The sequence below is a fragment of the Azospirillum humicireducens genome (genome assembly GCF_001639105.2).
Classification (GTDB): Bacteria; Pseudomonadota; Alphaproteobacteria; order Azospirillales; family Azospirillaceae; genus Azospirillum; species Azospirillum humicireducens.
The window spans coordinates 597,489-617,954 of record NZ_CP028906.1 but is presented as its reverse complement, the minus strand read 5'-3'; the positions used below and the strand labels follow the sequence as shown (position 1 = coordinate 617,954).

The following is a 20,466-nucleotide window of genomic DNA, read 5'->3' as shown; positions in this document are numbered from 1 at the left end:
GGTTCGTCGGCAGCGGCGACGTCGGGGCCGCTTTCGAAACGGGGGCCAAGGTGACGCATAGGGCTGGTCCCAGCAGCGCGACCGCAACCCTTCTGGTATAGTCCCTCCCCATCCGGTCGAGTTTCCTGCCCCGCTTGCCGTCAGGTCCGCCGCAAGGTGGGGCACAATCGCAAATGGCCGCACTCCCGAGTCGCCGATGAGCTCATCCGACCATTTCCCGCCACGGCCTGCCGCTCCGCCGGTCCCTGCTCCTGCCGGTCGCGACGCGCCCGGCAATGCCGTCGCTGCGCCGTCGCTGGCTGCGCTGGCGGGTGCGGCGGTGCTGCTCCTGCCCGTGCTCGACCCGCTGGGCGGAGCCCCCCCCTGGGTGCTTCCCCTGGTTGCCGCCGGCACCGGAGCGGCTGCCGGGCTGGCGCTGTTCCGTTCCTGGGCCGCGCACCGCGGGCATGCGGCTCCGGAGCTGCAAAACCAGGCGCCCGCCACCTCGCCGGCCGATTCCCCGCCCGCGGATTCCCCGTCGGCCGGGCACGGGGGCGGAGAGGCAGGAAGCGCCGCGGACACCGCCCGGATCGCCGCGTTGGAGGAAGCGCTGCGCGAGTCGCAACGCCGGATGTCGGTCCGGCTGCGCGCCCAGCAGATGGCGGCGATGGACGCCCGTGCAGAACTGGTCCGCAGCATCGTCCACGATTTCAACAATGCGCTGGGGACCGTTGCCGGCTATGCCGATTTCCTTGCGGCCGACCTGCCGGCCGACTCGCCCCAGGCCGACTATGCCGAGAGAATTCTCATTGCCGTTCGTCGCGCCCGACCGGATTTCCATCGTCTGGTGATGGCGGCAAGGATGGACCCGGCCGCCGTCGTCCAGGAACAGGCGGCCGGCGTGCTTGACCAGGCTGCGGCCCTTCTGTGCACCGCGTCCGCGACGGCGGCCAGTCTTGCGGTCAGGCACGACCCCGCCACACCGGATCCCCTCTGCGATGCCGGGCTGCTGGCGCGGACGCTGGCCGGGCTGGTGGCGGAAATCGTTCTGGCGACCGGCAGAGGCTCCGAACTCCGGTTCTGCCTGTGTGCCGGCCCCTCCGGCTTCGCTTGCGGAGGGGCCACCGGCGAGGGTGGCGGCGGAGATCCGGACGAGGATGCGGCGGGCGCCGGCTGGCATGTGCATCGGCTTCTGCAGCCGCGTGAAGGCCCGCACACCCTGTTCGAACTGCGCGTCAACGGCGCGCCGCTGGCCGACGACCTTCTGTTCACCCTGGTCGACCCGCTGCTGTCCGTCCGCACGCGCTACCGGCGCGGACAGCCGGCGCGGGAGGATGCCGACTGGCCGACGGCCCTTTCGACGGCGCGGCGCCATGACGGTGGTCTCAGCCTGCTGACACACCCTGTCGACGGGACGGCCGTCCGCCTCTACATTCCCGCCGCCTCGGCTTCCCGGCCGGCGCCGGCGCCGGCGCCGGCGCCGGCAGAGCCTTCACTTCCACCGCAGCAGCGCAAGGTTCCGGTGCTCCAGGTTCTGGTCGTAGAGGCCGACCAGGCGTCGGGCGACCGCTTCCAGGCCGGTCTGGAGCAGCAGGGCTTCGAGGTGTCGGTCTGCGACGACCTGCGCGATGCGCTGGACGTGGTCGCCGAGGAGCCCGGCTTTTTCAATGCGGTGGTGATCGGGCCGGGCTTGAGCGCGCTGCCCGCCGGCATGGCGCTTGCCGCCCGCCTCAAGGAACTGCGCGGGGATCTGCCTTGCGTGCTCTATGGCGGGGAAGCCGGTCGCGGACCTGACGGGGCTGCCGACCTTGTGCTGCCGACACCGGTGGACCTGCCGCGGCTGGCGCGCGGGGTGGCCGCACTGGCCGCGGGAGGGCCAGGTGGAGGCCGGTCCGACGGAGAGCGCGGCTGATGGGGGAACGGCTTCAGCAGCATGGCTTCATCGCCGCCGTCTGGGCGGCGACCCTGGTGATCGCCGCCGGTCTGTGGGCTGCGTCCCTGATGCTCGTGCGGTACGACGATGCGGAGGCCATGGAGCGCGCCGAGCGCGATAGCGGCAATCTTGCCCGTGTCGTGGCGGAGCAGGCGAACAGAACCATCGCCGAGGCCGACCAGATCCTTCTGTTCCTGATCGACGACTTCCGCGAGCATGGCGACGTCTGGAGCCATGGCGTTTCCCGGATGCTGCGGCAGGCGGTGGAACGGTCGGCGATCCTGGTCCAGCTCGCGATCATCGACGAACGTGGCGACCTCATCCACACCAGCGTGGAGGACGCACCCGCCCGCGTCCATCTGGCCGACCGCGAGCATTTCCGTGTCCACGCCAACAATCCCAAAAGCGGCCTGTTCATCGGCAAGCCGGTGTTCGGCCGGGCGTCCGGCAAATGGTCGATCCAGCTGACGCGCCGGATCGACCGCGAGGACGGCAGCTTCGCCGGCGTGCTGGTCGCCTCCATGGATCCCTTCTTTTTCAGCCGCTCGCTGGAGGAGCTGGACGTCGGTCCGAACGGTGCCGTGGCGATCATCGGCACGGACGGCATTCTGCGCGCCCGCTCCCTGATGAACGACCGCATCATCGGCCGTGACCTCAACGACTCGGTGACGCTCGCGATGGCGCGTCGCCAGCCCACCGGCTTCCTGCGCAACGTCAGCATGATCGACGGCATTCTGCGCCTGCAATCCTACCGCACCCTGTCCTCCTATCCGCTGATCGTCACCGCCGCCTTCGACGAGGCGTCCTTCATGGCCGACACCCGGCGTCGGCAGCGGATCTATCTGCTGGGGGCGACGGCCTGCAGCGTCGGTCTGTTCGGGCTGGCGCTGCTGGCGTCCCGGCAGGCGGCGCGGCTCACCGCGCTTGCCCGGCGCCTCGCCCAGAGCGAGGAGCGGTTCCGCGACCAGGCCGAGACCGCCTCTGACTGGTTCTGGGAAATGGATGCGGATCTGCGCTTCTCCGGTCTGGCCGGGCCGCTGGTTCCGCACATCGCCAACGGCTCCCTGCCCATCGGCATGCGGCGGGAGGATGTCGCCCTGCGCGAGCCGGGGGATGCCGCCAAGTGGGAGGAGCATTGCCGCGTCGTGGAGCGGCGGGAACCGTTCCGGAACTTCCGCTACCGGGTGATGACGGCGACCGGACCGCGCTATTTCAGCGTCAGCGGCAGGCCGGTCTTCGACCGGCGCGGCGAATTCCGCGGCTATCGCGGTTCCGCCACCGACATCACCGAGCGGGAGACGGCCGCCAACCGCCTTGCCTCCAGCGAGGCGCGCTACCGCGCCATGTTCGAGGCCGTCGGCCAGCCGATCGTCACCATCGACGAGCGCGGCACCATCGACGCCTTCAACCGGGCGGCGGAGCGGCTTTTCGGCTACCGGGCGGCGGAGGTGCTTGGAGGGCCGATGACCCGGCTGATGCCGGCAGCGGTCGGCGCGGTCCATGACGGTCTGCTGGCCACATATCGCGACGGCGGCGGCGACACCCCGCGGTCGGAGGTGCAGGAACTGACGGGGCGGCGCAAGGACGGCAGCGAGTTCCCCTTGGAGGCGTCGCTGGCCGGCTGGCGGGAAGGAGACCGCCGCTATGTCACCGGTGCGCTCCGCGACGTCACCGCCCAACGCGAGATCGAGGCCAGCCTGCGCCGCGCCNCAGGCCACGAGATCCGCACGCCGATGAACGGTGTCCTCGGCGCGCTCGCCCTGGTGGACGGACCCAACCTGGACGAGGAGCAGCGCCAGCTGCTGGAGGTCGCCAACCGGTCGGGCAAGGCGCTGCTGCAGATCATCGACGACATCCTCGACCTGTCCAAGCTGGAGGCCGGCAAGGCGGAGGTGGAACCGGTGGATTTCGAACTGCGCGCGGTGATGCGCGACTGCATCGATCTGCTGGAACCGACGGCCGGCGGACGCGGCCTGATCCTGACGCAGGAGGTGGCCCCGGCGGTGCCGGACCGCGTGCGCGCCGACCTGCGGCGTATCCGGCAAGTGCTGGTCAATCTGGTCGGCAATGCGCTGAAATTCACCCAACGCGGCGGGGTCGCCGTGCGGGTCGGGCTGGAGGGGGAGGCCGTGCCAGGCCGGCGCTTCTTCCTGCGGTTCGAGGTGGCCGACACCGGCATCGGAATTCCGGAGGATGTGCAGCCGACCCTGTTCCGCCGCTTCACCCAGGGCGACAGTTCAACCACCCGGCGCTTCGGGGGAACCGGGCTGGGGCTGGCGATCAGCCGCGAGCTGGTGACGCTGATGGGCGGGCGGATCGGCGTCGCCAGCGCCGAGGGCAAGGGCAGCACCTTCTGGTTCACCGTGCACTGCGAACCGGCCGCCGACCCGTGCGACGGCATCCCGACCGCGTCTTGCGCGCTGGAATCGGCGCCGCGGGGAGGGCAGGGGAGGGAGGACGCCGGCGGCCTGCGCGTGCTGGTGGCCGAGGACAACGAAATCAACCGCGACATCGTCGTCACCATGCTGCGCCGCGCCGGCCACCGGGTGACGGCGGTGGAGGATGGGCTGCAGGCCGTGCGGCTGGTGGAGGAGGATCGATTCGATCTGGTTCTGATGGACGTGCAGATGCCGGTGATGGATGGCGTCACCGCCACCCGCCATATCCGCGCCATGTCCGGTCCGGCGTCCCGCCTGCCCATCGTGGCGCTGACCGGGAACGTCATGCCGGGCCACCGCGCCGAATATCTTGCCGCCGGCATGACCGCCTACCTGACGAAGCCCATCGTATCGGGCGACCTGTTCGAGATACTGAGCGGTGTGTCGGCATCCCGGACGGACCCATCCGGCCTGGTCGTCGCCGGTTCGCAACAATTGTCGTCCGATGCAAAAGCGAGGCGGAGCGTTCCCGCGCCGCCGGGGCCATCGCGGGGGCATGCTCCGGCCGATGCCGAACTGTGGCGGACCGCACCGCTTCTCGACACCGGGCAGGCGGAGTCCCTGCGCGCGGTGATCGGTGAAGAGACCTGGACGAGAACGGTGAGCGCCTTCCGGCAGACGGTGGATGACAGCATTGGCGCGATCCGGGAAGCCAACCGGCTGGCGGAGCCGGGCGGGGCCGGACAGACATCCGGCAATTCCCCAGCCCCTCTCCCACGCATCGCCCACACGCTGAAGGGGACGGCTGCCAACATCGGAGCCGTACGCTTGAGCCGACTGGCCTCGCTGTTGGAGCAGCGGCTGCAGACGCCCGGCTCCTGCCCACCCGACGACCCGCTGTTCGAGGCGTTGGGGGAGGTCGCCGCCGCCACCAAGGAGGCGCTCGCGTCGCTCCAGCCGTCCGTGGAAAGCCCCGAAAGCAGAAACGAGATGGCCTGAAGAAACGGAAGGCGATAGTCTTGTAATTTTATTACTCAAGAAGAAAAATCAAGTAACCCAAGAGTGATTTTGAACGATTTCATCAATAAAGTGCATCGTTTCAGTTGTTTGCCGTGACGAATCCGGCGAAGCCGTTTAGGGTGGCCATACGTCCAAGAACGTAAACCGTTCGTATTCTAAATGTATGAAGTGCATGATCATGGCTGCTTCCGGCAACATTCTCCACGTCATTTCCATCCGGGCGAAGGTTGTGGCGGTCGCGGTGTTCGTATTCGCCGCGGTCGGCTTGTCCTCGGTCCTCACCATGCGCGACATGGGACGCCAGACCGAGCATCTGGCCGACGTTCGGCGGGAAACCGGCGAGGTGGTCGGCCGGGTCATACCCCTTCTGTCCCTGGTGGATGAAATCCGGTACGACGTGGTGCAGATCCAGCAATGGCTGACCGACCTGTCGGCCACGCGCGGTCTGGACGGTCTGGATGACGGCAGCGCGAAGGCGGCCGATTTCGCCCGCCGCTTCGGGGAGCACACCGCCAGGGCCGCCGATCTGGCGCGCGAACTGAAGCTTCCGCAGGTGGCCGCGGAGATCGAGAAGACCCAGACCGCCTTCGGCCCCTTCTATGAGATGGGCCAGCGCATGGCGAATGCCTATGTCGCCGGCGGGCCGGCGGCCGGCAACCCGATGATGGGCCAGTTCGACGGCGTCGCCGAGACGATGGGCGACAGTCTGGAGGCGCTGGGCGCCAGCGTCGTCGCCGTCAGTTCCGACCGGTTGACGGAGCTGACCGCGGGCATCGAGGAGGTGCAGGCGACGGCGAACGGTCTGCGCCTGACGCTGATCGGTGCCGGTCTGGTCATCCTGCTGATGGCGTCCGCCTGCGTGCTGTTCATGGAGGCGGCGATGATCCGGCCGATGGAGCGGTTGAGGCGCGTCATGGTGGCGCTGGCCGGCGGCTCTCTGGATGTCGAGATCGGACTGACGGAACGCCGGGACGAGATCGGCCATATGGCCGACACCGTGCGTGTCTTCCAGCGGAACGCACAGGAGAATGCCCGCCTGCGTGCCGAGCAGGAGGAGACCCGCCGCCGCGGCGAGGAGGATCGGCGCCATGCGCTGGAGGCGATGGCGGAGAAGGTGGAGCAGGAGACCCGTGTCGCCGTCGACCATGTCGCGGAGCGCACCAACCGCATGCGCGCCAATGCCGGTGCCATGGCTGAATCGGCGGTGCAGGTCAGCGGCAATGCCCAGACCGTCGCGGCCGCGGCGCAGCAGGCGCTGAGCAATGCCGAAGCCGTCGCCGCGGCGACCGAGGAACTGTCGGCCGCCATCGCCGACATCGGCATGCAGGTGTCCACCGCCGCCGATGTCACCGGCCGGGCGGTGGACCGTGCCGGTCTCGCCCGCTCCACCATCGAACGGTTGTCGGCCTCGGTGGAGCGCATCGGCGCCGTCGCCCGGTTGATCGGCGACATCGCCAGCCAGACCAATCTCCNGCGGCGACCCAGGAGATCGCCCGGTCCGTCGGCCAGACCAGTGAGGCCGCCAAGGAGGTGTCGCTGCGCATCCGCCATGTTTCCGCCGAGGCGAGCTCCACCCAGGACCGCGCCGGCGAGATGCGGACCGTCGCCGTCGATGTGGCCGGCGGCATCGACACGCTGCGCAACGTGCTGATCCGTGTCGTCCGCACCGCCACCACCGACGTCGACCGCCGCCGGCGCCCGCGTTTCGCCGTGTCGGTCGACTGCACGGTCGAGAGTGGCGGTAGGCCCCCGGTCCGCGCCACCGTCGCCAACCTGTCGTCGGGCGGCGCCATGCTGACCGGTGCTCCCGACCTGTCGGCCGGTGCGCCGCTTGTCCTGCGCATCGATGGCGTCGACCGGGCGCTTTCCGGCCGCATCAAATCCAGCGGACGGGGCCGTCTGCATGTGAAGTTCGACCTGTCGGACGCCGATCAGGCTGGGTTCGACCGCGAGGTCGAATGGCTGACCCGTGGGCTGAGGCCGCTGGAAGCCGTGGCGTGAGAGGCCGGCGGTTCGACCTTGATGTCCGCCGCCACAGGGCTTCCGGGTCTGAAGCTCCCGCCCCTATGGCCCCCGCCTATAGCCCCCCGCCTATAGCCCGATGAAGGGCTGCATCAGCCGTCCCATCAGTCCGGTGAAGCGCAGGGGCGCGTCGGTCGCGATCAGGCAGATGCAGTCGCGGTGGCTGTCGGCGATGGGCTGGTGGTCGGTATCCCCGTCCACCTCGGCCAGATCGCCGGGACCGTAGCGGCCGAGCTCATCGGCGAAATGGCCGCTCAGCACCACGGTCAGCTCCAGTCCGCCATGGCTGTGGTGGGGCAGGGCTGTGCCGGGGGCGATGCGCAGAAGCTGGGCGGCGCCGCCCGCCGCGCTGCGCGGCATCAGCTCCACCCGCCGGACGCCGGGCGCCAGACGCTGCCATGCCAGCCCGTCCAGGTCGGTGGCCTGGGATACATAGGGCAGCAACGGTGACGGAAGCGCCTTGCCGTCCCGCACTCCCGGACGGGACGGCCGACGGTTGCCCCACGGCAGGCCGGCGCACCCGGCCTTGCACGGGTTGACGGGTGCCTCCTCCAGATCCAGGCGGGCCAGCGTGGCGGACAGTGACAGGGTTTCGAGCGGGGCGGGCGGCAGCTCCTCCAGCAGGGCGCCGCCCAGGGCCTCGACCTCCGCCAGGGCGGCGCGGCAGTCGGGGCAGTGGGCGAGATGGACGGCCACGGCCAGCGACAGCCCCTCCGCGAGGCTGCCGGCGCCATAGGCCACCAGCAAGGCATCGCTGGGGTGGTGGTTCGGCAGGAGCGGGCGGGCAGAGGTCGGTTCGCGGGCGGTCATCGGTCGTCGTCTCCCAGCGCCTTGCGGATCTTGGCCATGGCCAGACGCAGACGCGATTTCACTGTGCCCAGGGGCACGTCCAGCCGTTCGGCGATGGCCGGGTGGGCGAGGTCGGCGAAGAAGGACAGCTGCACCACCTCCGCCTGTTCCGGCGTCAGCGAGGCCAGCGCGCCGCGCAGGCGGCTGGCGCGGCGGTCGCCGTCCAGCAGTTCGTCGGCGCGGGGGCGGTCGTCCTCATGCTCCAGCAACTCGTCGTCCGACACCTCCGGGTGGCGTTCACGGCGCAGCGCGTCGATGCGCAGGTTGCGCGCGATGGTGAAGACCCAGGTCGCCGCCTCCGCCTTCGCCGGATCGTAGAGCGAGGCCTTGCGCCACACCGACAGCATGGTGTCCTGCGCCAGATCCTCCGCCCGCTGCGCCGGCATGCCCAGCTTCAGCATGTAGGCCTTCACCCGCGGGGCGAAATGGCCGAACAGCCGGGCGAAAGCCGCCCGGTCGCCGGAAGCCACCGCGACCAGATCGTCCGACAGCCGTGCCGCCAGCGCATCGTCCGGACATCGGGCGGGAGGCCGGGCAGGCAGGAGCCGGGCAGGCCCGGTCCTGGTCCGGTCCGGGCCGGTGGCATGCGAAAGAAGTGAGGCCAGCGGTGCGATCATGGCCAGGATACGCCGACGCTGGCGCTTCGGATCACTGCCCGTGAGACATTTGTCGGTGCGCGTATCATCCACTCGACCGGAGCGCCGGAAAGCGCGAGCGTGGCATGATCCAACCGCGGCCGAGCGCCGTATCAGGTTCACTTGCGCCTGACCTACCCAATTCGGCTAGGATCCGGTCCCGATCATGTCCAAGACCCCGAGAAGGGCCGTCCGCCATGCCGCTTTCCGACCCTGCCCTGCCGCCATCGGCCCCGCTCGACATCGCCGTGATCGGCGCCGGCATTTCCGGGCTGTCGGCGGCCTGGCTGCTGGCGAAGTCGCACCACGTCACCCTGTACGAGAAGGAGGACCGGCCGGGCGGCCATGCCAACACGGTGGAGGCCGACGGCGCCGGCCCGGTCGACACCGGCTTCATCGTCTACAACGAGCCCTGCTATCCCAATCTTGTCGCCCTGTTCGACCGGCTGGGCGTGCGGACCCGCGAAACGGACATGAGCTTCGCCGCCTCGCTCGACGGCGGGCGGGTGGAGTATGCCGGCAGTTCCCTCGGCACGCTGTTCGCCCAGAAGAGCAACCTGCTGCGTCCCCGTTTCTGGCGCATGCTGACCGACCTGCTGCGCTTCTACCGCGAAGCGCTGGGGCTGCTGGCCGATCCCCTGGCGGAGACGCGGACGCTGGGCGACGTGCTGGACCGCGGCGGCTATTCCGACGCCTTCGTCCGCGACCATCTGCTGCCGATGGCCGCCGCCATCTGGTCGAGCCCGGCCGAGGCGATGCGCGACCATCCGGCCGCCGCCTTCATCCGCTTCTGCGACAACCATGGCCTGCTGAAGATCAAGGGCCGTCCGGTCTGGCGCACGGTGGAGGGCGGGAGCCGCAGCTATGTCGACCGCATCCTGGCGGACATGCCCGGCGCGCTGCGCCTGAATTGCGCGGTCGAGGGGATCGCCCGCGAGGAGGGGCGGGTCCTGGTGCGCGACCGCCGCGGCGCCGTCCGCGCCCATGACCATGTCGTGATCGCCACCCACGCCGATCAGGCGCTCGCCCTGCTGGAGGATGCGGGCGAGGAGGAGCGCCGGTTGCTGGGCGCGTTCGGTTACGAGCGAAACCTTGCGATCCTGCACACCGACGCCGCCCTGATGCCGAAGCGCCGGGCCGTGTGGTCGAGCTGGAACTATCTCAGCCGGCGGAATGGCGGCGGCAAGGACGGCGACGCCGTCTGCGTCACCTACTGGATGAACCGGCTGCAGGGCTTCCTGCCGCGGGAGCGCGACCTGTTCGTCACGCTGAACCCGTGCCATCCGCCGCGCGAGGGCAGCATCCTGCGCAGCGTCCTCTACGACCACCCCATCTTCGGGGTGGAGGCGCTTGCGGCGCAGAAGCGGCTGTGGACGCTTCAGGGCCAGCGGCGGACCTGGTTCGCCGGCTCCTATTTCGGCGCCGGGTTCCACGAGGACGGCGTGCAGGCGGGGCTGGCGGCGGCGGAGGCGCTGGGCGGCCTGCGCCGTCCCTGGAGCGTGCCGAACGAGTCCGGCCGCATCCATCTCGGGCCATCGCCCGTTCCGGCCCCCGGTGCCGCCCGGCTGGAGGCCGTGTGATGGAACGCCATCGGGAAGGCTTCGCCTCCGGCCTCTATCTCGGCACGGTGATGCACCACCGGGTGAAGCCGGTGCGCCACCGCCTGTCCTACCGTGTGTTCAGCCTGCTGGCCGATCTGGACGAGCTTCCCCGGATGGACCGCGAACTGCGGCTGTTCGCCCACAACCGGTTCGGACTGACCGCTTTCCACGACCGCGATTTCGGGCCGCTGGGCGAGAACGGCACCGCGTTGAAAGCCTGGGCGCAGGCCCAGCTTGCGGCGGCCGGGATCGAGGCGGGCGGACCGGTTCGGCTGCTGTGCTTCCCGCGGGTGCTGGGCTTCGTCTTCAACCCGCTCTGCGTCTGGTTCTGCCACCGGCCGGACGGGACGCTCGCCGCCATCATCCACGAGGTCAGCAACACCTTCGGCCAGCGTCACGCCTATCTGATCCCGGCGGAGCGCGGAGCGGACGGGCTGGTGCGACAGAGCTGCGACAAGCGGTTCTACGTGTCGCCCTTCATGGACATGGAGACCGCCTATCACTTCCGCATCCGTCCGCCCTCGGGCGAGGAGGCGGAACCGCTGGCCGTCTCGATCCGCCAGACCGATGCGGCGGGGCCGGTCCTGCATGCGTCGCTCGCCCTGCGGCGGGTGGAGCTGACCGACGGCGCCATCCTGCATGCCTGGGCCCGGCACCCGCTGATGACCGCCAAGGTGGTCGCCGGCATCCATTGGGAGGCGCTGCATCTCTGGCGCAAGGGGCTGGGGATCCGGCCGCGCCCGCCGGCACCCGCCCATCCGGTGACCGTGGTCGCCGGTAGCCCCGCTTCGACCCGCTTCTGACCGTTCCTGAGAAGGCTTCCCCGCATGACCGACATCGCTGCGCCCGCGCTTCGCCGTCAACCCCGGTGGCTGCGGCTGGTGACCGGAAACGATTTGTGGACCGGCGCGCTGCTGAGGATGGCCGCCCGCATCCGCGTCGGCGAGCTGACCTTGCGCCTGCCGGACGGGCGGACGCTGCGGTTCGGCGACGGGACGACCGGTCCCCGCGCCGATCTCGCCCTGCTCGACGGTTCGGCGGCGAGGCGGCTGCTGCTGGGGGGCGGGATCGGCATGGCGGAGGCCTATGGCGACGGGCTATGGAACAGCGCCGACCTGCCGGCCCTGATCGAACTGGCGATCCGCAACGAGGCGGCGCTGAAGGGGGTGCTGAAGGGCACCTTGGCGGCGTCCGCGATCAACCGGCTGTTCCACCGCAGCCGCGCCAACTCCCGCCGCGGCAGCCGCCGCAACATCGCCTTCCATTACGACCTCGGCAACGACTTCTACCGGCTGTGGCTCGACCCCGGCATGACCTATTCCTCCGCCCTTTACCAGGATGAGGGGCAGAGCCTGGAGGACGCGCAGGAGGCCAAGATCCGCCGCGTCGCCGAACTTCTGCAGCTGCGTCCCGGCGACCGCGTGCTGGAGATCGGCTGCGGCTGGGGAGGCATGGCGGAGCATCTGGCCGGTCGCGCCGGCGCTTCCGTCGTCGGGCTCACCCTGTCGGCGGAACAGCTGTCCTTTGCCCGCCGCCGCATGGAGGAATCCGGACTGGCCGGAACGGTGGATCTGCGGCTGATGGACTATCGCGATGCCGGCGGCAGCTTCGACCGCATCGTCTCCATCGAGATGATCGAGGCTGTGGGGGAGGAGCATTGGCCGCGTTATTTCGCCAGCCTGCGCGACCGGCTGGTTCCCGGCGGCGCCGCGGTGATCCAGGCGATCACCATCGACGATGCCCGTTTCCCGCAGTACCGCCGCAACTGCGATTTCATCCAGCGCCACATCTTCCCCGGCGGCCTGCTGCCCTGCCCGTCGGCCCTGCGCGCCGAGGCGGAGCGGGCCGGGCTGACGGTGGAACATGTCGAGACCTTCGGCGCCTCCTATGCCCGCACCTGTGCCGAATGGCGCCGCCGCTTCCACGAGGCCGCGCCGCGGGTCGCCGCCATGGGCTTCGATCCGCGCTTCCGCCGGCTGTGGGACTATTACCTCGCCTACTGCGAGGCGGGGTTCCGTGCCGGCACCATCGATGTCGGGCTCTGGCGCTTCCGCCGGCCCGCACCGGCGGCCTGAGCGGAGGCAGCCTGCCATGAAGGTCGAGGATTTCGCCGGAAATGGCCCGGAGCTGCGGATCGAGCGCTACTTCGCCGGCCGCACCCATGCCTGGGGCCTGTTCGAGGACCGGTTCGGCACCTTGCGCCGCAGCTTCACCGTCGTCATCGACGGGCATTGGGACGGGCGGGAGCTGACGCTGGACGAACGCTTCGACTATGCGGACGGCGAGACCGACCGCCGGATCTGGCGCATCGTCAGGACCGGGGAGGGCCTGTATGAGGGGAGGGCCGACGATGTGATCGGCAAGGCGGTCGGCCGGTCGGCCGGCAATGCCCTGAACTGGACCTACGAGATGGCGCTGAAGGTCGGGGGCGGCCGTTGGCGCGTGCGGTTCGACGACTGGATGTGGCTGCAGCCGGGGGACGCGCTGATCAACCGCGCCAACGTCTATCGCTGGGGGGTGTGGATCGGCACCGTCAGCCTGTTCTTCCTGCCCGAAGGGCGGATGATCCAGCCGGGCGCCGTCAACGCGGCGGTGCCGCCCCCAGCCGCCGCCGAATGAGGCGCAGCGGAGCGCCCAGCACCGGCAGGCGCAGATAGACATGTTCGCCGGAATCCCAATGGTCGATGTGCTCGGCCACCCGGCCGTCGGGGGCCTGCCGCACCTCGCTGGTGCCGATGACGTCCATCCGGCCGATGCCGGTCACCGTCGCCTCGAACCGCCAGCGCAGGATCGCCAGATCGTCGGCGGGCAGCCGGTGCGTGACGGTGAAGCGCAAATCCCGGCAGCCGTTCAGCGTGTGGAGCAGCGCCGCGCGCACCGCGTCGCGCCCATGGGCATCGTTGAAGGGGTCGCGGAAGCGCACCTCCGGCACCGTCAGTCCGGTCAGCCGGTCGAGCGTGCCGTGGCTCAGCGTCTCGAAAAAAGCGACCCAGGCGTCGAGCCCGGCGCTTTTCGCATCGTCCATTGTGATCCCTGCCGTCATGTTTCCCGCCATCATGCCCCCGTCACCTTGCGGACCAGCGGGAAGTAGGCCCGATAGGGCAGCAGTCGCGCCAGCTTCAGCTTGCGCACGAAGCGTTTGGGGAAGCCGATCTCGAAACCGTTCTGCTCCAGCCCGTCGGCCAGTTCCCGCGCCGCGTCCTCCACCGGCATCAGGTCCGGCATGGCGAAGCCGTTGCGGGCGGTCAGCGGCGTATCGACGAAACCGGGGCAGACCAGCTGGAGCCGGATCCCGGCGCGGTCGCAGTCGGGTTTCAGCGATTCGCACAGGTTGATCAGCGCCGCCTTGGTCGGGCCATAGGCCGCGGCGGTCGGCAGTCCGCGGTATCCGGCGACGGAGGCCACCACGGCCACATGCCCGCGCCCGCGGGCGCGCATCCGCGGCAACAGCGCCTCCAGCCCATGGACGACGCCCATGTAGTTGACCTCCATCAGCCGGCGGGCGGTGTCGGCGGAGAAATCCTCCAGCGACATCGGCATGTGGGTGCCGGCATTCAGCACCGCCCGGTCGATCGGACCCAGCCAGCGTTCGATGGCGGCGACGGTTGCGGCGGTCGCCTTGCGGTCGGTGACGTCCAACGGGAAGATCCGCATGCGATCCGCCGACATTTGGGCGGTCGCGGCCAGTTCCTCGGCGTTGCGGGCGGACAGCGCCACCCGTTCGCCCGCGTTGGCGAGATGGATCGCCAGCGCCCGGCCGATGCCGCTGCTGGCGCCGGTGATCCAGGTCAATGGCAGTCCGCCATTGGGATCGCCCTCTTCGCCGCTTGCCTTGCCGTCCATGATGCGCTCCGTAGCTTTCCGCACTCACACCTACGCAGCCAGCGACTTGGCGGATCAGAGGCGGCGGCGGGAGCAATGGGGGGAGGAAACCGGCACAAGACCCATTCAGGGCCCGGAACCGTGTCTTTCGCGGCGGGCTTTTGCAACATCGCACCTGCTTTGGCAACCGCCCGCCGCCTTCCCACGTTCAAGCCATTGGGATCACGCAAGAGGTCGCCGGAAGCGGCCCCCTTCGTTCAGATTTCGACCAGCGGTTCGCGCTCGTAGGCAGCCCGAAGGATCTCGATGAAGGTCGGCGATAGGGGGACAGCGATGGAGCCCAGGGCGCTGACAGGAACGCCTGGCGTCCAGGAGTTCATAACCGCCGCGCCCTTCATTTCGATCGCACGAGCGAGACCGATCGGTTCCTCCCGCTGAGCGATGCCAAGCGCATCGAGGCGACGGCGAACGATCTGCATCGTAACACCGGCAAGGAGCGCTGCCTTTGGCCAAACCACTGCTTCGCCGTCCCAGAAGGCCAGGTTCCAGATGGTGGCTTCGCTCATATGTCCATGGGTGTCGATAAATGCCGCGTCGTCATACCCCTCTTTCACGGCCTGCCGGAGGTAGTGGGTCTTCGATGCTTCGCCGACATGTTTGATCGTCGGGAAGGGCCTCTCATGCTGGACGATGGCCAAGCGCAAAGGCCCGTCGGGACCATCGGATGGAGGTGCCGTGCGCACCAGAATGGCAGGATCGTCCTCTGCCCCTGTCGAGGTGAACTCCCCGTTGCTCGAGAACATCGTCGCCGTCAGGGATAGAGCCGAAGTCCCGGCATCGATCGCGCTTCGCAGACGTTCGCGCACCACCGCGTCGGGAAGAGCCTGACCGAAAAACTCATTCGACGCCGACCTCAACCTCGATAGGTGAAGATCGAGCCCGCGTACGGCGCCCTTTCGAACCTGCATGGCAGTAAAGTGCGCAAATCCTGCGAAGGCGAGAGAGGAGAGGTCCTCAGCTGTCGCCGGTCGCCCATTGATCTGGGTCCGAAAGTCGGGTTTGCCGGTCATCGTTACGCTCCCTTGGGTGTTTACAGTGTGGAGCGTCCTTCCTACAGTCTGACAGCACTGTCAGAGTCAAGGGCCTCGAATGAAGATCGGCGAACTTTCCCGGAAAACCGGCGTCAGCGTTCGAATGCTCCGCTATTATGAAGCTGAGGGGCTCCTGGCGCCGGTCCGCAGCCAAACGGGATATCGGGACTACGGCCCTTCCAGCGTCGATACGGTCGAGCGCATCCGTTTGCTCGGGAACGCTGGCATGACGTTGGCGACCATTCGGGATTTCCTGCCCTGTTCCCTTGATCGCAGGCATTCGTTCGAACCATGCGACGAATTGCAATCCAAGTTGCGCATGCAGATCGAGGCGATCGATGAGCAAAGCCGAAAACTATCGGAGAGCAGGAAGCTGCTGACCGAGCTTCTCGAAGCGTTCGAAGCGTCCAAACCCACCACAGCGCTGGTGTAAGGGCATCGATTCTCCGCTGCTACGTCGGCAAACCGCTGATCCGAACGAAAAGCGGACCATCGCGTTCCTGCCTGGGCTCCACCCCGAAACGCCGGAGATCCGGGAGGCAGATCGTCCGGCCCGCGTCTCCACCTCGGATTGCTCCTGGGGACTGCGCCCCCCTGCCGGCTCAACCTGGGGCGGCGCCCGATTGTTGCGTGGCGCCAGTTCATTTCAGCCTGTCCTGCTGGTTGATAATTTCGCGATTTCCCCGCGACAGGGCGGCAGTTTGGTGGTACTGGGACTTGTTCGCAGCATCGAATCTGTACCGTTTGCGGCCCTTGAACGGTTCGCGAGACAAACGGAGCGACGCCCAAGCAGTTTGAAATCCCCACAAAAAATGGCCCGATCGCGTGCGGCGGAGGTCGATTTTCCGTGCGAGTGCGACTCATTCGCACTATAACCGCGGTGGGGGCTTTGCTCTGGAGTGTCATCGGGTTTTAGCATCGCGCGTGCCGGACACGCGTCGAGGGGAGTTGGACCGCCATGCCGACATCGTTTCGCCACCGTCCTGTTCTGGCTGCCGTCCTTGCCGGCGCCGGGACGCTGATGGCCGGCGCCGCCGCCCGCGCGCAGGAGGCTGCCGCACCCGCCACCACCGCGCCGGCGGTGCAGGGTGCGGTGCCGCATGTGGCTCAGGGTGTGACGCAGGGCGTGGCTCCCGCCGCCCAGGGTGCTTCGGACGCGGCCGCCGCACTGGCCACTCTTCCGCACGACCTGTCGCCCTGGGGCATGTTCGTCGCCGCCAGCCCGGTGGTGCAGGCGGTGATGGTGGGTCTGGCTCTCGCCTCCGTCGTCACCTGGACCATCGCCATCGCCAAGGCGGTCGAGCTGTCCTCGGCCAAGCGCAAGGCGCGCGGCGCCCTGGCGATGCTGGAGGAGGCGCGGTCGCTGTCCCAGGCGGCGGAGCGGGTCGGCTTCAGCCAGGGCACGGCGGCGGCGCTGGTCCGCGCGGTGATCGCCGAGACCCATCTGTCGGCCGATGCGCCGTCGCGCGACGGGCTGATGGACCGCGCAGCCTCGCGGCTGGAGCGGATCGAGGCTGCGGCCGGACGGCGCATGGCGCGCGGCACCGGCATCCTTGCCACCATCGGGTCGACCGGGCCTTTCATCGGCCTGTTCGGTACGGTGTGGGGCATCATGACCAGCTTCATCGGCATCTCGAAGGCGCAGACCACCAACCTCGCCGTGGTGGCGCCGGGCATCGCCGAGGCGCTGCTGGCGACCGCCATCGGTCTCGTCGCCGCCATCCCGGCGGTGGTGGTCTACAACGCCTGCACCCGCGCCATCGGCGGCCACAAGGCCCAGCTGACCGACGCGTCGGCGGCGGTGCTGCGCCTGCTGAGCCGCGACATCGACCGCCATGCGCTGCCGCGGGCACAAGCCCATGCCGCGCAGGGCCACGGCAATTCCCGCGCGGCGGAGTAACGGCGATGGGTGCGCGCCTCGGCTCCGGAAACGACGACGAACTGACCGAAACGCATGAGATCAACGTCACGCCCTTCATCGACGTCGTTCTCGTCCTTCTGATCATCTTCATGGTGGCCGCACCGCTGGCGACGGTGGATGTGCCGGTGGACCTGCCGGCTTCCACGGCCATGCCGACGCCGCGGCCGGACAAGCCGCTGTTCCTGACCATCCAGGCCGACAAGACGCTGTCGCTGGGCGACACCCAGACCACCAGGGAGTCGCTGGGTGCGGCACTCGATGCCGCCACCCACGGCGACAAGAGCCAGCGCGTCTTCCTGCGCGCCGACAAGACGGTGGATTACGGTGCCCTGACCGAGGTGATGAACAGCCTGCGCGGCGCCGGCTATCTGAAGATCGGCCTCGTCGGCCTGGAAACGGCCCCCGCCCCATGAGTGCGGCCTCCGATTACGGTGCGGCGGACTGGTCCGCCGCCCTTTCCGACGACGGCAGCGAGCGGCCGGCCCGCGGCGTCGCCCGTTGGAGCGGCAGCCTGATGCTGGCGCTGGGCGTCCATGCCGCGGCCGGCGTCGCGATGGTGGCGTGGCATGTGCCGATCACGCCATCGGAAGCGGAACCGCCCGCCGTGCTGCTGGAACTGGCCCCGCTGCCGGTCGCGCCGCCCGAGCCGGCTCCGGCCATCGACATCCCCTTGCCGGAACCGATGCCCGAACCGGTCATCGAACCGCTTCCCGAACCGCCGCCGCCGGAACCGGAACCGGTGGTCGAGGAGCCGCCCCCGCCGCCGGAGCCGCCGCCCGTGGTCGAGCCGGAGGTTGTCCTGCCCAAGCCGCCGCCCGAACCGCCCAAGCCCAAGCCCGAGGTCAAGAAGGAGGCACCGAAGCCCCGGCCGGAGAAACCCAAGCCGGAGACGCCGAAGCCGGTGGCCCAGCCGGTCCAGCAGGCCCCAGTCGCCGCTCCGCCGGCCCCGGCCGTGGCACCCGTCCCGGCGGCCCCGGCGCCGTCAGCCGCCCCCAGCCGGGCGGTGCCGACCTGGCAGGGCCGCGTGCTCGGCCATCTGGAACGGCACAAGCGCTATCCGCGATCCGCCCAGGCCCGCCGGCAGGAAGGGGTTGCCCAGGTCCGCTTCACCATCGACCGCGAGGGGCGCGTCCTGTCGGTCCAACTCGACCGCAGTTCCGGCCACAGCGCGCTGGACGAGGAAACGGTGGAAATGGTCCGCCGCGCCTCCCCGCTGCCGGCCCCGCCGGAGGAGATGGCCCAGGACCGCATCGAACTGGTCGTTCCGGTCCAGTTCTTCATCCGATAGGCCTGCCGCCGGATCCGATCGGCAGGTCCCTCCCGGCGGCGGCGGACGCGGAGCGTGGAGAGTGTCGGCGACGATCTTCCCCGCCCGTCACCGCCGCGCCGGCACCGCGCGCTTCACCAGCCGGCGGTCCATGTCCGCACCGGTGACCGTCGGTTCACCCTGGCTGCGCATGACGAAGGCGAAGGTGTCCATCACCCGGTCCAGCACGATCTCCTGGTCGTCGGGGCGGCGGCTGACCGCCACCACCGCATAGCCGGCGGCACGGGCGACGGCCGGGTCGCCGCGCAGACCGCGCACGCCCCAGCCGGCCAGCGCGTCCTTGCAGCGGAACAGCTCGGCGGCGAAACCGCCCGCCGACTGGTTGCGGCCAACCACATAGGCGGCGGCGACCGCCAGCGGCGCCAGCAGCCCGTCCCAATCCAGGCAATCCTCCCGGCTGACCCAGACGCCGCCGACCGAGCAGGCGGCTGCCCCGATCGCCTCGCCGAGCCCGGCGCGGAAGGCGCGCAGCGAGCCCACCGCGTCGGCGGCCGGCATCGGCTCCACCCGTCGTCCGTCCGGCATCAACATCAGCCGGCCCGCCCATTCCGACGAGGGCGGCAGCTGTTCGGTCAGGCGCGCGAGCAGCGCCTCGCGGGCGGCGGCGAAGGGGACGACCTCGGACATCGGGGCCTGCGGCAATGGTGGGGAGGGGAGGGCGAGAAAAAGCCTGAGATGGTCCGAACTGTCAAGAGCAAGCCTGCGGTGCAGCAACCGAAAGCTGTGTCAAATGGGAATTGCTACAGTCAAACGGCGTGAAAGCGGTCTTCTCCAGAAAAAATGCGTCACATTGCATTTTTCCGCTTGCCAGGGTCCGTNGCGGGTTCAAGTCCCGTCACTCGCGCCATTCTCCTTTGTATCTCCTCAAATCGATATAGCGGATGATGGCGACTGCCCTGCCGGGCGGCTTCGCGCTATCATGCAGTCTTCGCCGTGTTCACGATGCGGCCGAAAGCGCCGGTTCCCTGTTGTCCGGAGTCCGCGCGCCGAACGGCCGCGCACAGCCGGGGAGGAACCGCTCATGCGTTTGTCAGGGAAAGTCGCCGTCGTCACCGGTGGCGGATCGGGCTTCGGCGAGGGCATCGCCCGACGCTTCGCCGCCGAAGGCGCCCGCGTCATCGTCGCCGACCTGGACGAGGCGGCGGCCGGCCGCGTCGCCGACAGCCTGGGTGAGACGGCGCTCGCCGTGCGCGCCGACGTGGCGGTGGGGGAGGATTACGAGGCCATCGTCTCCGCGGCGCTCGGCGCGTTCGGCCGGCTCGACATCCTGGTCAACAATGCCGGCTACACCCACCGCTACGGCTCGATGCTGGAAGTGGACGAGGCCACCTTCGACCGCATCTATGCCGTCAACGTGAAGTCGATCTACCACGGCGCCATCCATGCCGTGCCGGTGTTCCGCGCCCAGGGCGGCGGCGTGATCCTGAACATCGCCTCCACCGCCGGCCTGCGGCCGCGGCCGAACCTGACCTGGTACAACGGCTCCAAGGGAGCGGTCATCACCCTGACCAAGTCGATGGCGGCGGAACTGGCGCCCGACCGCATCCGCGTCTGCGCCATCGCACCCGTCGCCGGCGAGACCGGCATGCTGCACCGCTTCATGGGGCAGGACACGCCGGAACGCCGCGAGCAGTTCCTGCGCAGCATCCCGCTCGGCCGGCTGTCGACGCCCGACGACATCGCCAATTCGGCGCTCTACCTCTGTTCCGACGAGGCGGATTTCCTGACCGGCGTGTGTCTGGAGGTGGATGGCGGCCGGTGCGTCTGAGGGAATGGATTTTTTTGGGGCGTCACAGCCCCCCACCGACCCTTCCCTGCTGGGCGGGGTCGGGGCGGGGCCGGGGCAAGTGGCTTCCACAGGCAACACGCCGTCCCCCGGCTCCTCCTC

The 20,466-nt window shown here is 69.4% G+C and carries 18 protein-coding genes and 2 pseudogenes; 14 read left to right on the top strand and 6 right to left on the bottom strand.

What is annotated here, in order from left to right; translation table 11 throughout:
* Window positions 1-196: 196 nt before the first annotated feature.
* From A6A40_RS27295 to A6A40_RS31915, 5 genes and pseudogenes are all read left to right on the top strand, one after another.
* Window positions 197-1,891 carry a hypothetical protein gene (locus A6A40_RS27295; RefSeq protein ID WP_108548945.1) on the top strand — a complete coding sequence of 565 codons (1,695 nt, stop codon included), beginning with the start codon at window positions 197-199 and terminating at the stop codon, window positions 1,889-1,891.
* Window positions 1,891-3,621 (top strand): annotated as a pseudogene (locus A6A40_RS31930) (PAS domain S-box protein); the annotation flags it as partial. The gene A6A40_RS27295 and the pseudogene A6A40_RS31930, both read left to right, overlap by 1 nt.
* 12 nt (window positions 3,622-3,633) lie before the next feature.
* A complete protein-coding gene (locus A6A40_RS31925; RefSeq protein WP_257792311.1) occupies window positions 3,634-5,289 on the top strand; it encodes an ATP-binding protein in 1,656 nt (551 codons plus the stop codon).
* A 184-nt stretch (window positions 5,290-5,473) separates the two neighbouring features.
* Window positions 5,474-6,782 (top strand): annotated as a pseudogene (locus A6A40_RS32370) (HAMP domain-containing protein); the annotation flags it as partial.
* Between the two features lies 1 nt (window position 6,783).
* Window positions 6,784-7,311, top strand: a 528-nt coding sequence (locus A6A40_RS31915; protein ID WP_236784080.1) for a PilZ domain-containing protein, incomplete at its 5' end; no start/stop codon positions are given.
* A 90-nt stretch (window positions 7,312-7,401) separates the two neighbouring features.
* On the opposite strand, the gene A6A40_RS27280 is transcribed toward A6A40_RS31915, so the two are convergent.
* Both A6A40_RS27280 and A6A40_RS27275 read right to left on the bottom strand, forming a co-directional pair.
* Window positions 7,402-8,142, bottom strand: a complete 741-nt coding sequence (locus A6A40_RS27280) for a ChrR family anti-sigma-E factor (protein WP_108548943.1) — start codon at window positions 8,140-8,142, stop codon at window positions 7,402-7,404.
* Complete coding sequence (locus A6A40_RS27275) at window positions 8,139-8,798, bottom strand: sigma-70 family RNA polymerase sigma factor (protein WP_108548942.1); 660 nt, start codon at window positions 8,796-8,798, stop codon at window positions 8,139-8,141. The genes A6A40_RS27280 and A6A40_RS27275 overlap by 4 nt, the downstream gene beginning before the upstream one ends.
* Before the next feature lie 215 nt (window positions 8,799-9,013).
* Between A6A40_RS27275 and A6A40_RS27270 the strand changes: the two genes are divergently transcribed.
* From A6A40_RS27270 to A6A40_RS27255, 4 genes are read left to right on the top strand one after another with little or no spacing between them, the layout of a single operon-like run.
* Complete coding sequence (locus tag A6A40_RS27270; RefSeq protein ID WP_108548941.1) at window positions 9,014-10,396, top strand: NAD(P)/FAD-dependent oxidoreductase; 1,383 nt, start codon at window positions 9,014-9,016, stop codon at window positions 10,394-10,396.
* Window positions 10,396-11,220 (top strand): DUF1365 domain-containing protein, encoded by an 825-nt coding sequence (locus tag A6A40_RS27265; RefSeq protein WP_108548940.1) that lies wholly within the window; start codon window positions 10,396-10,398, stop codon window positions 11,218-11,220. The genes A6A40_RS27270 and A6A40_RS27265 overlap by 1 nt, the downstream gene beginning before the upstream one ends.
* Before the next feature lie 24 nt (window positions 11,221-11,244).
* Complete coding sequence (locus A6A40_RS27260) at window positions 11,245-12,492, top strand: SAM-dependent methyltransferase (RefSeq protein WP_108548939.1); 1,248 nt, start codon at window positions 11,245-11,247, stop codon at window positions 12,490-12,492.
* A 16-nt stretch (window positions 12,493-12,508) separates the two neighbouring features.
* A complete protein-coding gene (locus A6A40_RS27255) occupies window positions 12,509-13,036 on the top strand; it encodes a DUF3833 domain-containing protein (protein ID WP_108548938.1) in 528 nt (175 codons plus the stop codon).
* Here the strand turns inward: A6A40_RS27255 and A6A40_RS27250 are convergent.
* The 3 genes from A6A40_RS27250 to A6A40_RS27240 all read right to left on the bottom strand — a co-directional run bounded on the left by A6A40_RS27250 (window position 12,999) and on the right by A6A40_RS27240 (window position 15,309).
* Window positions 12,999-13,442 (bottom strand): nuclear transport factor 2 family protein, encoded by a 444-nt coding sequence (locus tag A6A40_RS27250; RefSeq protein ID WP_236784079.1) that lies wholly within the window; start codon window positions 13,440-13,442, stop codon window positions 12,999-13,001. The two genes, A6A40_RS27255 and A6A40_RS27250, sit on opposite strands and share 38 nt — an antisense overlap.
* 29 nt (window positions 13,443-13,471) lie before the next feature.
* Window positions 13,472-14,260, bottom strand: a complete 789-nt coding sequence (locus A6A40_RS27245) for an SDR family NAD(P)-dependent oxidoreductase (RefSeq protein WP_108548936.1) — start codon at window positions 14,258-14,260, stop codon at window positions 13,472-13,474.
* 236 nt (window positions 14,261-14,496) lie between these two features.
* The gene (locus A6A40_RS27240) at window positions 14,497-15,309 is read right to left on the bottom strand and encodes an aminotransferase class IV family protein (protein WP_108548935.1); all 813 of its coding nucleotides are present in this window, start codon (window positions 15,307-15,309) and stop codon (window positions 14,497-14,499) included.
* A gap of 79 nt (window positions 15,310-15,388) precedes the next feature.
* On the opposite strand from A6A40_RS27240, the gene A6A40_RS27235 reads away from it, so the two are divergent.
* The 4 genes from A6A40_RS27235 (at window position 15,389) to A6A40_RS27220 (ending at window position 18,539) form a co-directional block, all read left to right on the top strand.
* On the top strand, window positions 15,389-15,763 hold the full coding sequence (locus A6A40_RS27235; protein ID WP_108548934.1) for a MerR family transcriptional regulator: 375 nt from the start codon (window positions 15,389-15,391) through the stop codon (window positions 15,761-15,763).
* A 525-nt stretch (window positions 15,764-16,288) separates the two neighbouring features.
* Window positions 16,289-17,230: a tonB-system energizer ExbB gene (exbB, locus tag A6A40_RS27230; protein ID WP_418208637.1), complete on the top strand. Its 942-nt coding sequence runs from the start codon at window positions 16,289-16,291 to the stop codon at window positions 17,228-17,230.
* A gap of 5 nt (window positions 17,231-17,235) precedes the next feature.
* Window positions 17,236-17,664 (top strand): TonB system transport protein ExbD, encoded by a 429-nt coding sequence (gene exbD / locus A6A40_RS27225; protein ID WP_108548933.1) that lies wholly within the window; start codon window positions 17,236-17,238, stop codon window positions 17,662-17,664.
* Window positions 17,661-18,539, top strand: a complete 879-nt coding sequence (locus tag A6A40_RS27220; protein WP_108548932.1) for an energy transducer TonB family protein — start codon at window positions 17,661-17,663, stop codon at window positions 18,537-18,539. Before exbD ends, A6A40_RS27220 begins: the two co-directional genes overlap by 4 nt.
* Window positions 18,540-18,626: 87 nt before the next feature.
* Here A6A40_RS27220 and A6A40_RS27215 read toward each other — a convergent pair whose 3' ends face one another.
* Window positions 18,627-19,205: a hypothetical protein gene (locus A6A40_RS27215; protein WP_236784078.1), complete on the bottom strand. Its 579-nt coding sequence runs from the start codon at window positions 19,203-19,205 to the stop codon at window positions 18,627-18,629.
* Window positions 19,206-19,599: 394 nt separating this feature from the next.
* Between A6A40_RS27215 and A6A40_RS27210 the strand changes: the two genes are divergently transcribed.
* The gene (locus tag A6A40_RS27210) at window positions 19,600-20,346 is read left to right on the top strand and encodes an SDR family oxidoreductase (RefSeq protein WP_108548930.1); all 747 of its coding nucleotides are present in this window, start codon (window positions 19,600-19,602) and stop codon (window positions 20,344-20,346) included.
* Window positions 20,347-20,466: the final 120 nt, after the last annotated feature.